Raw genomic sequence first — 12206 nt, forward strand, 5'->3', positions numbered from 1 at the left:
ATGCGGTTCAACATTCAACATCTGAGTTGACTGACACACCGCCTTCGCGAGCAAGCCCGCTCCCACATTTGTTCTTGCTCCGCACTTCTAACCTTATGCGCATTCGGTATTTCTCAACCCTGTCATAACTTATCTAAGATCACGTCATAACTCGTTATAACAAGTGATCTGCCATGACCGATAACGTTCTATCCCTGAGCAGCGTCCCGTTGCACACCCAGCTGCGAGATGTGCTGCGCGCCCGCATCCTCGACGGCGAATACCCGCAAGACAGCCAGATGCCTTCAGAAAGCGAGCTTGGCGCGTTGTTCAAGGTCAGCCGCATCACCGTGCGCCAGGCCTTGGGCGATCTGCAAAAGGAAGGGCTGATCTTCAAGATCCACGGCAAGGGCACTTTCGTCGCCAAGCCGAAAACCTTCCAGAACGTCAGCACCCTGCAAGGCTTGGCCGAGTCCATGACCGATCGCGGCTATGAGGTGATCAACCGCCTGCGCAGCTTCAAGTTCATTGCCGCCGACAAGCTCGTGGCCGAGCGTTTGCAGGTCGCCGAAGGCGAGGTCGTGGCGCAGATCAAACGTGTGCGCCTGATCAATCGCGAGCCGGTTTCCCTGGAAATCACTTACCTGCCCAAGGCCATTGGCGAGCGCCTGGAAAAAGCCGACCTGGTCACCCGCGACATTTTCCTGATCCTGGAAAACGACTGCGGCTTGACCCTGGGGCACGCCGACCTGGCCATCGATGCGGTACTGGCCGATAGCGACCTGACCCACGCGCTGAACGTTGAACCTGGCTCGCCGATCATGCGCATCGAGCGTCTGACCCACGATGTCGACGGTCGGCCGCTGGACTTCGAACACCTTTACTACCGTGGCGATGCCTTCCAGTACCGCCTGCGGATCGACCGGGAAAAAGGGGAGCAGGCATGACCCGAAGCACATTGGAGCAGGAATACGACATCGTCGTGATCGGCGGCGGCACCGCCGGCCCCATGGCGGCGATCAAGGCCAAGGAACGCAACCGCGACCTGCGGGTGTTGTTGATCGACAAGGCCAACGTCAAGCGCAGCGGCGCGATCAGCATGGGCATGGACGGCCTGAACAACGCGATCATTCCCGGCCACTCGACACCGGAGCAGTACACCAAGGAAATCACCATCGCCAACGACGGCATCGTCAACCAGACCGCGGTGTACGCCTATGCCACCCACAGTTTCGAAACGATCGAACAACTGGACCGCTGGGGCGTGAAATTCGAAAAGGACGAAACCGGCGACTACGCGGTGAAAAAGGTCCACCACATGGGCGCTTATGTGTTGCCGATGCCGGAAGGGCACGACATCAAGAAAGTCCTCTATCGGCAGTTGAAGCGCGCGCGGGTGAGTATCACCAATCGCCTGGTCTGCACCCGATTGCTGACGGATGAAGACGGCGCGGTCAACGGCGTGATGGGCTTCGACTGCCGCACGGCGGACTTCCACGTTATCAAGGCCAAGGCGGTGATCCTCGCTTGCGGTGCCGCCGGACGCCTGGGGTTGCCGTCTTCGGGCTACCTGATGGGCACCTACGAAAACCCGACCAATGCCGGCGACGGCTACTCGATGGCCTACCATGCCGGGGCCGAACTGGCGAACCTGGAATGCTTCCAGATCAACCCGCTGATCAAGGATTACAACGGCCCGGCCTGCGCCTACGTCACCGGCCCCTTGGGCGGCTACACCGCCAACAACAAGGGCGAACGCTTCATCGAGTGCGACTACTGGAGCGGGCAGATGATGTGGGAGTTCCATCAGGAACTGGAAAGCGGCAATGGCCCGGTGTTCCTCAAGCTCGATCATCTGGCCGAGGAAACCATCCAGAACATCGAAGAGATCCTGCACAGCAACGAGCGTCCGAGTCGCGGCCAGTTCCACGCCAATCGCGGCACCGACTACCGCACGCAGATGGTCGAGATGCACATCTCGGAAATCGGTTTTTGCAGCGGGCATTCGGCGTCGGGGGTGTGGGTCAACGAGAAGGCCGAGACCTCGGTCAAGGGCTTGTACTCGGCTGGAGACATGGCTGCGGTGCCGCACAACTACATGCTCGGTGCGTTTACCTATGGGTGGTTCGCTGGCCAGAACGCGGCGGATTTTGTCGCCGGGCGCAAGTTTTCAGCGCTGGATGCCCGGCAGATCGAAACCGAAAAACAACGGGTCTACGCACCGCTGGAGCGTGAGCACGGCCTGCCGCCAGCCCAGGTCGAATACAAGCTGCGGCGCTTGGTCAACGACTACCTGCAACCGCCGAAAGTGACCAGGAAGATGCAGATCGGCCTGCAGCGCTTCAGCGACATCCAGCGCGATCTCGACCAGATCAAGGCGCACAACGCCCACGAGCTGATGCGCGCCATGGAAGTCAGCATGATCCGCGACTGCGCCGAAATGGCCGCCCGCGCTTCATTGTTCCGCGCCGAAAGCCGCTGGGGGCTTTACCACCATCGCGTCGATCACCCGCAACGCAACGACCGCGACTGGTTCTGCCATTGCCACCTGAAGAAAGACGAAAACGGTTTGATGAGCAGTTTCAAGAAAGCCGTCGAGCCTTACATCATCCCGCTCGATGCCGACGAGATGCAGGCCTACGACCGGCTGCGGGTCGGCGCGGATGCCGCCTGAGCATCACCCCAAGAGAGACCGTGAAATGGCCTATCAAGCCCAGGAAATTTTCTTCCGCTCCAACGCCCCCGTCACCGTCGACGAGGACAAATGCATCGCCCACAAAGGCTGCACCGTGTGCGTCGACGTCTGCCCGATGGACCTGCTGGCGATCAACCCGGCCACGCAAAAGGCCTACATGGCGTTCGACGAATGCTGGTACTGCATGCCCTGTGAAAAGGACTGTCCGACGGGTGCGGTGAAAGTCGAAATCCCGTACCTGCTGCGCTGAAACACTGTCCCTGTGGGAGCGAGCTTGCTCGCGATGAGGCCGGCGCAGCTGGCATCTTCATTGACTGAAAGGACGCATTCGCGAGCAAGCCCGCTCCCACAGTGGATCGAGGCCAGTCGCAAGTCTTGCATACACCAGAAAAACCTGTGGGAGCGAGCTTGCTCGCGATGAGGCCCGCTCGAACAACCCAAAACGCCATCCGGCACCACCGGACGCCTGATTCAAGACACCCCTCGTTTCCCACCGCGCCCTGATCGTGGCGGAGACGAACATCCTATAAATGATTCGAGGGGAAACACTCATGATGTTGCGTGCAGCTTTGGCCGGTCTGGTACTGGCTTCATTCACCCTGTCGGCCTCGGCCGAAACCATCCGCATTGCCATCGGTACCCAGGACACCACCATCAACTGCGCCGCCGGCGGATTGTTGATTCGCGAACTCGGTCTACTGGACAAATACCTGCCCCACGATGGCCCCTACAAGGACGCCCAATACGAGGTGCAGTGGAAAAACTTCACCAGCGGCGCACCCCTGACCAACGAAATGGTGGCCGGCAAACTCGACTTCGGCGCCATGGCCGACTTCCCCGGCGCGTTCAACGGCGTAGCGTTCGAAACGGCGGGCAAGCACAGCCTGTTTATCAGCGTGCTGTCGGGCAGCATCAAGGGCAGTGGCAACGGCATCGTGGTACCGAGCGCATCGGGTGTGCAGTCGCTGGCAGAGCTGAAGGGCAAGACCATTTCCGTGCCGTTCGCTTCCACTGCCCATGGCATGCTGTTGCGCGCCGTCGCGGCCCAGGGCTGGGACCCGCTCAAGGACGTGAACATCATTGCCCAGCCGCCGGAAGTCGCCGGCTCCGCGTTGCAGGCCGGCAAGATCGATGCTCACGCTGACTTCGTGCCCTTCGCCGAACTGTTCCCCAGCCGTGGTTTCGCCCGCAAGATTTATGACGGCGCCCAGGCCAACGCGCCGACCTTCCACGGTGCGCTGGTCGATCAGGCCTATGCGAAAAAGTACCCGGAAATCGTCGTCGCTTACCTGCGGGCGAGTATCGAAGCCAACCAGCTGCTGGCGGCTGAGCCGGAGAAATACAGCGAGTTGATCGCCAAGGTCACCGGGGTCGATGCCGAGGTCAATTATCTGTTCCATGGCCCACTCGGTGTGCAGACCCGCGACCTGAGCTGGAAGCCGGAATACCGTCAGGCCGTGGGCACCGCCATCGATACCCTCAAGTTGTTGAAGAAGGCCGATCGCGGTCTGGATCTCAACACCTTCATTGACGACCAATACATCCGCGCCGCCTTCAAGGCTTCGAACCTGGACTACCGCGCGCAACTGGCCAGTTACGGGCAGGCGCCGCTCAAGGCCGTCGATGCCGCCAGCGGCCAAACCATCACCGACTTCAGCCACGTGGCGGAAATCTGGGTGCGCGGCGAGCCTAAAGTCCGCCAGTACGCCTCGGCGCAAGCGGCGTTTGCCGCGCTGGCCAGCCTCAAGCAGGAAGGCCGGAGCATCCGCGCGGTGTACGCCCAGGCCAGCGACAGCGGGATCAAGCTGCTGGCGGATCAGGCGTGGTTTGCCACCGACGGGAAAGGGCAGCTGAGCGCGTTCCTGCTCAAAGGCCAGGCCCAACAGTTCGCCACGGCGCAGGGCGGCAAGGTCCTCGACTTCACTGATGCCACTGCCCAGGCCGTGGCTGTTCGCTAATCCCAAGTACCCCTCGGGCAAATGTGGGAGCGGGCTTGCTCGCGAATGCGGATCAACATTCAGCATCTGAGTTGACTGAAACACCGCTTTCGCGAGCAAGCCCGCTCCCACAGAGATCTTGGTTGTGAGGAGGAATTGTGTACCTATCATCTATACGCTGGATCCCCAGAGCCGCATCCTTGCTGCTCTGCCTGCTGTTCTGGCAACTTGCCGCCAGCCACCACTGGAACCTCGGCCTGGTGACCTTCGCCAATGTCCCGACACCCGTGGCGGTCATTGAAGCCGCCCTCGGCCTCGGCGACTCGGGCAAGCTCGCCCAGCACCTGGGTAGCAGCCTCGGCCGGGTGTTCGCCGGTTACCTCGCGGCGCTGATCATTGGTGTGGCCCTGGGCCTGGCCATCGGTCGCTCGAAATGGGCCGAAGATCTCTTGCTGCCGCCCCTGGAGGTGCTGCGCCCGATCCCGGCAGTGGCGTGGATTCCCCTGGCGATCCTGATGTTTCCCTCGTCGGAACTGTCGATGGTGTTCATCACCTTCACCGGCGCATTGTTCCCGATCCTGCTCAACACCGTGCACGGCGTCGAAGGCGTCGATCCACGGCTGATCGCCTCGGCGAAAAGCCTCGGGGCAGGGCGCCGGGCAATCCTGCTGGAGGTCGTTCTTCCGGGCGCTGCGCCGAGCATCATCACCGGCCTGGCCATCGGCATGGGCACCTCGTGGTTCTGCCTGGTGACGGCGGAAATGATCTCCGGCCAGTTCGGCATCGGCTATTACACCTGGGAGTCCTACACCATCCAGAACTACGCCGACATCGTCGTCGGCATGTTGCTGATCGGCGTGCTCGGCATGGGCAGCAGCCTGCTGATCAAGCGTCTGGGCGGGCTTTTCACGCCTTGGCATCGACCACGAGGAAAAGCCTGATGAGCGTTTTTCAACACCTGGAAGGGCGTATCGACATCCGCGGGCTGTCGATCAGCCTGGGCGAGGGGGGCGCGGCTTTCGAAGCGGTACAGGGCCTCGACTGCCAGATCGAGCCAGGGCAGTTCGTGTGCATTCTCGGGCCGTCCGGTTGCGGCAAGTCCACCTTGCTCGGCGCCCTGGCCGGCCACCTGCAACCGCGCACGGGCATGCTGAATGTCGATGGCGCAGCGGTGTCGGGCCCATCGCCCCAGCGCGGCATGGTGTTCCAGCAGCACACACTGTTTCCTTGGCGCACGGTGCGTGACAACGTCGCCTTCGGCCTGAAAATGCGTGGCGTCGGCAAGGCCGAACGGCACAAGGCGGCGGATGAAATCCTCGCCCTGGTGGGCCTCGAAGGTTTTGCCGGGCGCTGGCCCGACCAGCTCTCCGGTGGCATGCAGCAACGGGTGGAAATCGCCCGGGTGCTGGTCAACCGTCCGCGCCTGTTGTTGATGGACGAACCCTTTGGCGCCCTCGATGCCCTGACCCGGTTGAACATGCAGGAACTGCTGCTGGATATCTGGTCGCGCATCCGCACCACCGTGGTGTTTGTCACCCATGACATCGACGAAGCGCTGTTCCTCGCTGATCGCCTGTTGGTCATGAGCTCGCGCCCCGGGCGAATCATCGAAGACCTGCGCCTGGACTTCCCCAGGCCGCGCAGCACGGAACTGATGACCCGCCCTGAATTCTCGCACCTCAAGCGCCATTGCCTCGAACTCCTGCGCCACGAAGACGGTCGGCAACTGCCGCGCCTGAACCCGCTCGGACTTCCCCCTGAAAACAAACTGCCGCGATTTGCCCTATGACCTCACTATTCGATGTAACCGATAACGACGACATTCTTGCCCTGCAACCGCGCCTGACCGATGACGACCCCGGCATACGCCGGATCGCGCTGATCGAACTGGCCGATCTCGAGGAGCCGGATGGCCTGCAGTGGTTGATCAATCGGCTGGCCGAAGACCCGATTGCAGACGTTCGCGCCGAAGCCGCGCGGTTGCTGGAAGCCTGGGAGGACGAGCCCGTAGTCGAGGCGTTGTGCCAGGCGCTGACGGATCCATCCCCGGCGGTGCAGGCGGCCGCAGCGCAGAGCCTTAGCCTGCTCAAGAGTGAAGCGGCGGGCCGGGTCATTCTGCCGTGGACCGGGCACGCCGACAGCGGTGTACGCATTGCCACATTCAGGGCGTTGCGCGAGTTGCGTTGCCCCGATGCCGCCACGGCAGCTGCCGCTGCATTGGACGATGAAAGCGCCAGCGTGCGCCGCGAGGCGGTGGGCGTGCTCGGTTGGCTCAAGCAACTCGATGCCTTGCCGGCCCTGGCGCGGTTGGCCAGTGCTGACCCGGACACGGAAGTTCGGCGTGCCGCCACCGGGGCGTTGGGCCTGGCGTCTGACGCGCAGGTGCTGCCGGCCCTGCGCCAGGCCTTGCGCGACGCTGCCTGGCAAGTCCGCGAAGAAGCCGCCACCACCCTGGGCAAGGTCGGCCACCTCGACGCCGGCCCGGCCCTGATCGACGCCTTGGGCGACGATTACTGGCAAGTGCGTCTGCGCGCCACCCGCAGTCTCGGTCGCTTGCGTTATGGACCGGCGCTCGATGCGTTGATCGACACCCTCGGCCACCGCATCAGCAACCTGCGCAAGGAAGCCGCCCTGGCCCTGGGTGAATTGAACGACTCGCGGGCCATCGCGGCATTGCAGGCCGCGCAGGACGACGGCGACCCGGAAGTGCGCAAGGCCGTGCGCATTGCCTTGAGTCAACTGCAATGAATCCGCTGGCGGTGGGTAATTCTCGAAGCAAACAGCAGTTGCGACTGAACTGGCCGGATGGTCGCGAACAGGTGTTGGACCATGCCGAATTGCGTCGCCAGTGCCCGTGTTCGCAGTGCCGGGCGTTTCGCATGCGGGGAATGGTGCCGATGGTTGATGGGCGGGTTCGGGTTATTGAATTGCACTCGCAGGGGTATGGACTGCAACTGGTGTTCAGCGATGGGCATGAGCGGGGGATTTATCCGTGGGCGTATCTTGCTGGACTTACCAACTGAATCGAATTCCATTCCTCATCGGGAACTGTCGCGGTCTGTGGCAACTCCCCCGTGTGCGCATCCAGTTGCTTATGTTGCGAATAAAGGTTCAGTAACGGCTCGGATAAACGCATCGTCCACAGTCTTTACACCATACCGATGCATGAACTCACTACCATTAGTAAAGCGATTGAAGCGTTGCTGACTAATCATGTAAAAATAATCACAATGGTTAATTACCTCATCAACATTGTGCGAGGAAACAAGAATAGCGGTGCCTTCCCTGGCGGCACCATGAAGACATTGCCAAATATAGTGACGAAATTCTGGATCTACGCCGGCAGTAGGCTCGTCGAGAATCACGAAGTCTGCAGAAATTGAAAGAAGAGAGAGAGTAAAGAACCAGCGTGTCTCTCCGTAGCTGCATAACGATGATTTTTTGTTCCATATGTCTTGGTATCGGTCAACTATCGCAGGGCTCCACTCACTTAGTTTTTTTAAGGTTTTATCTTGTGTCATGGGCTCGCATGATGACAGCGCAGTCACCATTTTAAAAATGTCACGCATGCGCAATGGTGGGGGAGTGGAAATGATTTGAGAAAGGTATAAAAAGTGACTGAAATCGTTTTTTATTAAGCCGGACTTTGCTTTTTTAAGGTCACAGACGATATCGAAAAAAGTTGTTTTTCCAGATCCATTGGGCCCCAGAATGCCGACAATGTCGCCTTGAGCAACCTCAAGAGATGCCTGGGTCAAGAGGGGGCTGTCTGTATAGGAAAAGTCAATGCTCTGCGCCGCGAATTTTTTCATCAGTATCGGCTCCATACGGGATTGATTCTTAGGTGTTTGAAGGTTTTGTGCAGTACTGAAATAAATAAAAGAATTATTGCAATTGTAATGGATTTGTTGGGTTCAAGACCTTCTTCCATTATCTGGCTAGCAAGTGTTAGTGGGTTTGCGAGGTTCAAAGCGTCGGTAATGTGGTTTGATCTGCTAGCACTCATTACTCCGAGGATCAACATGCAGAACGAAAAAATGGAAAGCAAAGTGTTAGAGTTCTGAAAATTGATCGGTAGCAATGAGAATGCAGCCCCGAGAGCGCAAAACATCAAAAAACAGATGTAAAAGCGTAGTGCGATATTCAGTAGTTCATTCAGGTCGTAGTTTCCAAATGGAAACTTGGTCGTTAAGTAAAAGGTTGTGCAATAAGATATCGATATTAGCGAGTAGGCAATGAAGTGCGATAAAAGGAAAATCAGTTTTGATTCCTTGGAGTAAATAAATGATCGAGTGAATCCACTTTCCCTTCTTCCGATTATATAAAAGGCGAATCCGAATAATGCGACGCTTGAAGAGATGTAGGCATAAAACCATGCTGAAGTCGTAATGTAATTGCTGGAAAAATAATTTGGATCCTGTCTGGTTGTTGCAAAAAAATAGAACATCGCGCAAGGTGATATCATGATCCAAAAAAAGGCGATGGGTTCTTTTAATTGTTCTTTCATGAATATGGACGTTAGGGAAAAAACTCTAGGCACAATATTTTTAGTCATGGTTGATTTCTCTATGGGAATGGAACCATTGTTTCTTTTCTTTCGTTGTATATTTCGAAGCGAAAGGAGCTTGAATAGTCGTTGACTATGTTTATGTTTTCCGAGTTGTTCATGTGCATGAACAGAGAAGGTGAGGTGAATTTGCAGAATGTGTGGTTGGCTCCATCTATTTGAGTTGTTTTTATATAGAGGTATCCTTCGATATCCTTTTTTCTCAAACATTTAATCAGATTTTCAGTATCCAGTTTGTAGGGTGGATTTTTGTTGCGTGATGTATGTGGGTAGTAGTTTAATTGTGATGTGATTTCCTCGAATGTTTTATAGTGGTTGCACTTTACGAAGTGGCGGATATAGGAGTCCTTAAGAGAGTCTGGGTTGCCGTGTAAAGTGCTGAATAAATTCATGAATCGAAATGTTTGCCATAGCTCTAGAATAGACTTGTTCAATGCCTCTGCTCGACTTTCTGAGTAAGACATTCCCGCGCAGTAGTGAACATTTCTATCAGGGTCATTGTTTCCGTAAACTGTTAGTAGGCAAACTCCTGGGAAATCATCATCAGAAATGTCAATTGTTAATAGTTGTCCTGATTTTGTCAGTGCGTTGAATAGGCCATATGAAGGGAGCGCTTTTATCGTAGTTGATATTTCGGCTGGTTTGATCGTTCCTATGCATTGTTTGGTTAACCAGAAACGAGTGAGAAATTGGCGTTCTATTGATTCTTTAATAGAACCAAGAACGGCAAGTTCTGGATTCCAATGAAAGCTACATCCACAAGTGTCACGACCTGGGTAGATGTTGTCATCGTCGCTGTTGTGGTGGGTCAGAGAAATACATACAGTCGGAATTGAACAGCATGAAAAGTCAGAAATACGTATGGCGGAGTTCATGTTAAATTTGCGACTCGCCAGGTTAGCTAGGTTTATGTTTTTCGCAGCGGTTTGACTGAACGCTTTGATAAAATTTCCGACCTCTTTTGGCGTAAGACCACTCTCTAGGGTCGAAAAGCTGTCGGGTAATATTTCTAAATAGAAGTGACGTCTCTCGAAGTATTCGCCCAAGGCGGTTTTTATTGATGTTGAGCCTGTGCCAATTCCTGACCCTATAGAGTTCCATTGATCGCCAATCTCTGTGCAAAAAGGGAAGTCGAAAATACATGGGGGCTGGCACCACATTTCCGAAGGTAGTGAGGGATCATTGCTGTAACTTGAAATTTTCAATTTAGCCTCCTATCAAGTGTACGCATGCAGGAAAAAATAGAGTTGGATTTAATCCGATGGCCTTACACAGCATGTTGTCGGTGTACCCAGACCATTGACGGCTTTTGATATTTAAATGTTTGCATTGAAGATCAACTAGCATGTATATTGATCCGGTTTCCATTAGCGCTAATCTGTACCCGCGATAACTATATTTGAATAGCGCTTTTGGCATATACATTACATATATTATGGCTAAGCTGGGATTTCCAATTTTGCTTCCCGTGGGCAAAATGGCCTCTTTTATTAGACTGGTGTCGTAGCTTCCCTGTGTTATTTCAAATTTTCTTGAGTGTGGTAGTAGGTGTAATATTTTTTCAGGGCATGGCCATGTATTTTTAGGTGATAGGGAGCAGCAGAATATCTCCACTGAATATAATGCTCCTGCACTAGGGTATCCTCTTTTATGAGTGTTTTCGCCAATTCTTAATAGTGGGTTGATTAATTGCTTTATCGACTCGAATGTTATGTCTCGATCGTCGAAAAAGTCGCATGATTGATTTCGATGTAAAGTGCTTGTAGGCTCTAGTGCTTCGAGTGTCACCCCTTTCGTAGTGATATCCATATCGGGATATAATTGCAGTTCGTTACCTGTTAGCTCTGAAAGTAGCTGTGGTGGAAGGTTGTGCAGTAAGGAAATGTTTTGAACGCAGTCATGGATTGTGAAGTTGCCTTTGTTGTGGAATTCCAGGGTGTCCTCGATGACTTTCTGATCGAGGAATTTCAGATAGTAATCATGTGGGATATTTTTCATATTTAGATCTCAGGCAGGTACAGGAATGCCAGTGAGGGCTCAATTCTTCTGTAATCAGTCCGCTGTTTAAATCTACAGTCATTGATGCAAGAGAGTTGTCTTGGTATCTGAAGCCTTGATTATGCTCCGTATGGAGCTTGATTTTTTTTGTCAGAGCACCTAATGCAAGATTTCTCTGCAACAAGCTTAAGTTTGGCGCAGGTATCGTAATGTTTCGGTCAACACAAAAGTTCAATAGGGCAGACCAGGAGTTTCGACTTTCGTTTATTTTTTCATAATTCAATTGCCTCTCTACAAGACAAAAATGGCAGGCATTTCCAATGTTTTGGATGTATGGTTGACTTATACGAAAAACATCTCCGCTTAAATACGCTATTGAGATGGCGCTGCTCGGAGACGAGTCAGCTAAACAAAAGTACAGGTCTTTAAGTTTTGAGTAGTTGTACTGCATGCAGATTATTTTAATTAGAAATGCATTGCCTCTGGCTCGGTCAGTTAAGGAGTCTATATCGTTCACTATTTCGTGATCGAATTTTACCTCTTGATCAATGATTGCTTCGAATTCTTCTCGGTTGCTCCAGTCATGTGCTATCAATACTTTTTTGAAGTATATCTTCGATGGTTGATTTTTTAGTCCGATGGCGAACTTCAAGAACGTATAGGTTTCTTTTAGTGGTAATTTTTGGGTGGATACCACCCTGTCGAAAAGTTCTTTTGGTATTTTTTGTGATTGTTGTTTTTTTAGCTCTTGCAGTACGTTTAATAGTTTTTTTGAGTCGGTTTTTGATGCTCCATTGGCAGATATTATTAGTGATTCATTAGGTAGGCTTATGATGTCGAATTCTGAGAATATCAGTTGCATTTATCTCCTCCTACAGGATCTTTCGCTTTGAAAGATCCTTTTAACTTTGGAAGTTAGCAGAGAGTTTTACTATCTGTTTCAACTACATACCTCTACAGCCACCGGTACCACCACCGCCAGTGCCTCCTGCACCGCCACAGCCACCATTTCCCCCACCACTACCACCGC

The 12206-nt window shown here is 54.3% G+C and carries 12 protein-coding genes; 8 read left to right on the plus strand and 4 right to left on the minus strand.

What is annotated here, in order from left to right; genetic code table 11:
• Positions 1 to 173: 173 nt before the first annotated feature.
• The 8 genes from KGB29_RS24560 to KGB29_RS24595 all read left to right on the plus strand — a co-directional run bounded on the left by KGB29_RS24560 (position 174) and on the right by KGB29_RS24595 (position 7634).
• On the plus strand, positions 174 to 926 hold the full coding sequence (locus KGB29_RS24560) for a GntR family transcriptional regulator (RefSeq protein ID WP_150815121.1): 753 nt from the start codon (positions 174 to 176) through the stop codon (positions 924 to 926).
• On the plus strand, positions 923 to 2653 hold the full coding sequence (locus tag KGB29_RS24565) for a fumarate reductase/succinate dehydrogenase flavoprotein subunit (RefSeq protein WP_218543952.1): 1731 nt from the start codon (positions 923 to 925) through the stop codon (positions 2651 to 2653). Before KGB29_RS24560 ends, KGB29_RS24565 begins: the two co-directional genes overlap by 4 nt.
• A 25-nt stretch (positions 2654 to 2678) precedes the next feature.
• Positions 2679 to 2924, plus strand: coding sequence for a ferredoxin family protein (locus KGB29_RS24570; RefSeq protein WP_008050632.1), 246 nt, complete (start codon positions 2679 to 2681; stop codon positions 2922 to 2924).
• 301 nt (positions 2925 to 3225) lie between these two features.
• Positions 3226 to 4632, plus strand: a complete 1407-nt coding sequence (locus KGB29_RS24575; RefSeq protein ID WP_191626138.1) for an ABC transporter substrate-binding protein — start codon at positions 3226 to 3228, stop codon at positions 4630 to 4632.
• A gap of 137 nt (positions 4633 to 4769) precedes the next feature.
• Positions 4770 to 5552 (plus strand): ABC transporter permease, encoded by a 783-nt coding sequence (locus tag KGB29_RS24580; RefSeq protein WP_150815123.1) that lies wholly within the window; start codon positions 4770 to 4772, stop codon positions 5550 to 5552.
• Positions 5552 to 6400, plus strand: a complete 849-nt coding sequence (locus KGB29_RS24585; protein WP_150815124.1) for an ABC transporter ATP-binding protein — start codon at positions 5552 to 5554, stop codon at positions 6398 to 6400. Before KGB29_RS24580 ends, KGB29_RS24585 begins: the two co-directional genes overlap by 1 nt.
• Positions 6397 to 7359 (plus strand): HEAT repeat domain-containing protein, encoded by a 963-nt coding sequence (locus KGB29_RS24590; protein ID WP_218543953.1) that lies wholly within the window; start codon positions 6397 to 6399, stop codon positions 7357 to 7359. Before KGB29_RS24585 ends, KGB29_RS24590 begins: the two co-directional genes overlap by 4 nt.
• Positions 7356 to 7634, plus strand: coding sequence for a DUF971 domain-containing protein (locus KGB29_RS24595; RefSeq protein ID WP_150815335.1), 279 nt, complete (start codon positions 7356 to 7358; stop codon positions 7632 to 7634). The genes KGB29_RS24590 and KGB29_RS24595 overlap by 4 nt, the downstream gene beginning before the upstream one ends.
• A gap of 69 nt (positions 7635 to 7703) precedes the next feature.
• On the opposite strand, the gene KGB29_RS24600 is transcribed toward KGB29_RS24595, so the two are convergent.
• The 4 genes from KGB29_RS24600 to KGB29_RS24610 form a co-directional block, all read right to left on the minus strand.
• Complete coding sequence (locus KGB29_RS24600) at positions 7704 to 8423, minus strand: ATP-binding cassette domain-containing protein (protein ID WP_150815336.1); 720 nt, start codon at positions 8421 to 8423, stop codon at positions 7704 to 7706.
• Complete coding sequence (locus tag KGB29_RS28780; RefSeq protein ID WP_150815337.1) at positions 8423 to 9166, minus strand: ABC transporter permease; 744 nt, start codon at positions 9164 to 9166, stop codon at positions 8423 to 8425. Before KGB29_RS28780 ends, KGB29_RS24600 begins: the two co-directional genes overlap by 1 nt.
• Before the next feature lie 11 nt (positions 9167 to 9177).
• Entirely contained in the window at positions 9178 to 10383 is a 1206-nt protein-coding gene (locus tag KGB29_RS24605; protein WP_150815338.1) for a YcaO-like family protein, read from the minus strand.
• Positions 10384 to 11156: 773 nt separating this feature from the next.
• Entirely contained in the window at positions 11157 to 12038 is an 882-nt protein-coding gene (locus KGB29_RS24610) for an McbB family protein (RefSeq protein ID WP_218543954.1), read from the minus strand.
• Between the last annotated feature and the right edge of the window lie 168 nt (positions 12039 to 12206).

The sequence above is a fragment of the Pseudomonas sp. BF-B-30 genome, assembly GCF_019956305.1.
GTDB classification, from domain to species: Bacteria; Pseudomonadota; Gammaproteobacteria; order Pseudomonadales; family Pseudomonadaceae; genus Aquipseudomonas; species Aquipseudomonas jessenii.

Excerpts from the sequence above, each read along its gene's own strand:
- KGB29_RS24560 (WP_150815121.1), top strand. The coding sequence starts at position 174 with ATGACCGATAACGTTCTATCCCTGAGCAGCGTCCCGTTGCACACCCAG.
- KGB29_RS24565 (WP_218543952.1), top strand. The coding sequence starts at position 923 with ATGACCCGAAGCACATTGGAGCAGGAATACGACATCGTCGTGATCGGC.
- KGB29_RS24570 (WP_008050632.1), top strand. The coding sequence starts at position 2,679 with ATGGCCTATCAAGCCCAGGAAATTTTCTTCCGCTCCAACGCCCCCGTC.
- KGB29_RS24575 (WP_191626138.1), top strand. The coding sequence starts at position 3,226 with ATGATGTTGCGTGCAGCTTTGGCCGGTCTGGTACTGGCTTCATTCACC.
- KGB29_RS24585 (WP_150815124.1), top strand. The coding sequence starts at position 5,552 with ATGAGCGTTTTTCAACACCTGGAAGGGCGTATCGACATCCGCGGGCTG.
- KGB29_RS24590 (WP_218543953.1), top strand. The coding sequence starts at position 6,397 with ATGACCTCACTATTCGATGTAACCGATAACGACGACATTCTTGCCCTG.
- KGB29_RS24595 (WP_150815335.1), top strand. The coding sequence starts at position 7,356 with ATGAATCCGCTGGCGGTGGGTAATTCTCGAAGCAAACAGCAGTTGCGA.
- KGB29_RS24600 (WP_150815336.1), bottom strand. The coding sequence starts at position 8,423 with ATGAAAAAATTCGCGGCGCAGAGCATTGACTTTTCCTATACAGACAGC.
- KGB29_RS28780 (WP_150815337.1), bottom strand. The coding sequence starts at position 9,166 with ATGACTAAAAATATTGTGCCTAGAGTTTTTTCCCTAACGTCCATATTC.
- KGB29_RS24610 (WP_218543954.1), bottom strand. The coding sequence starts at position 12,038 with ATGCAACTGATATTCTCAGAATTCGACATCATAAGCCTACCTAATGAA.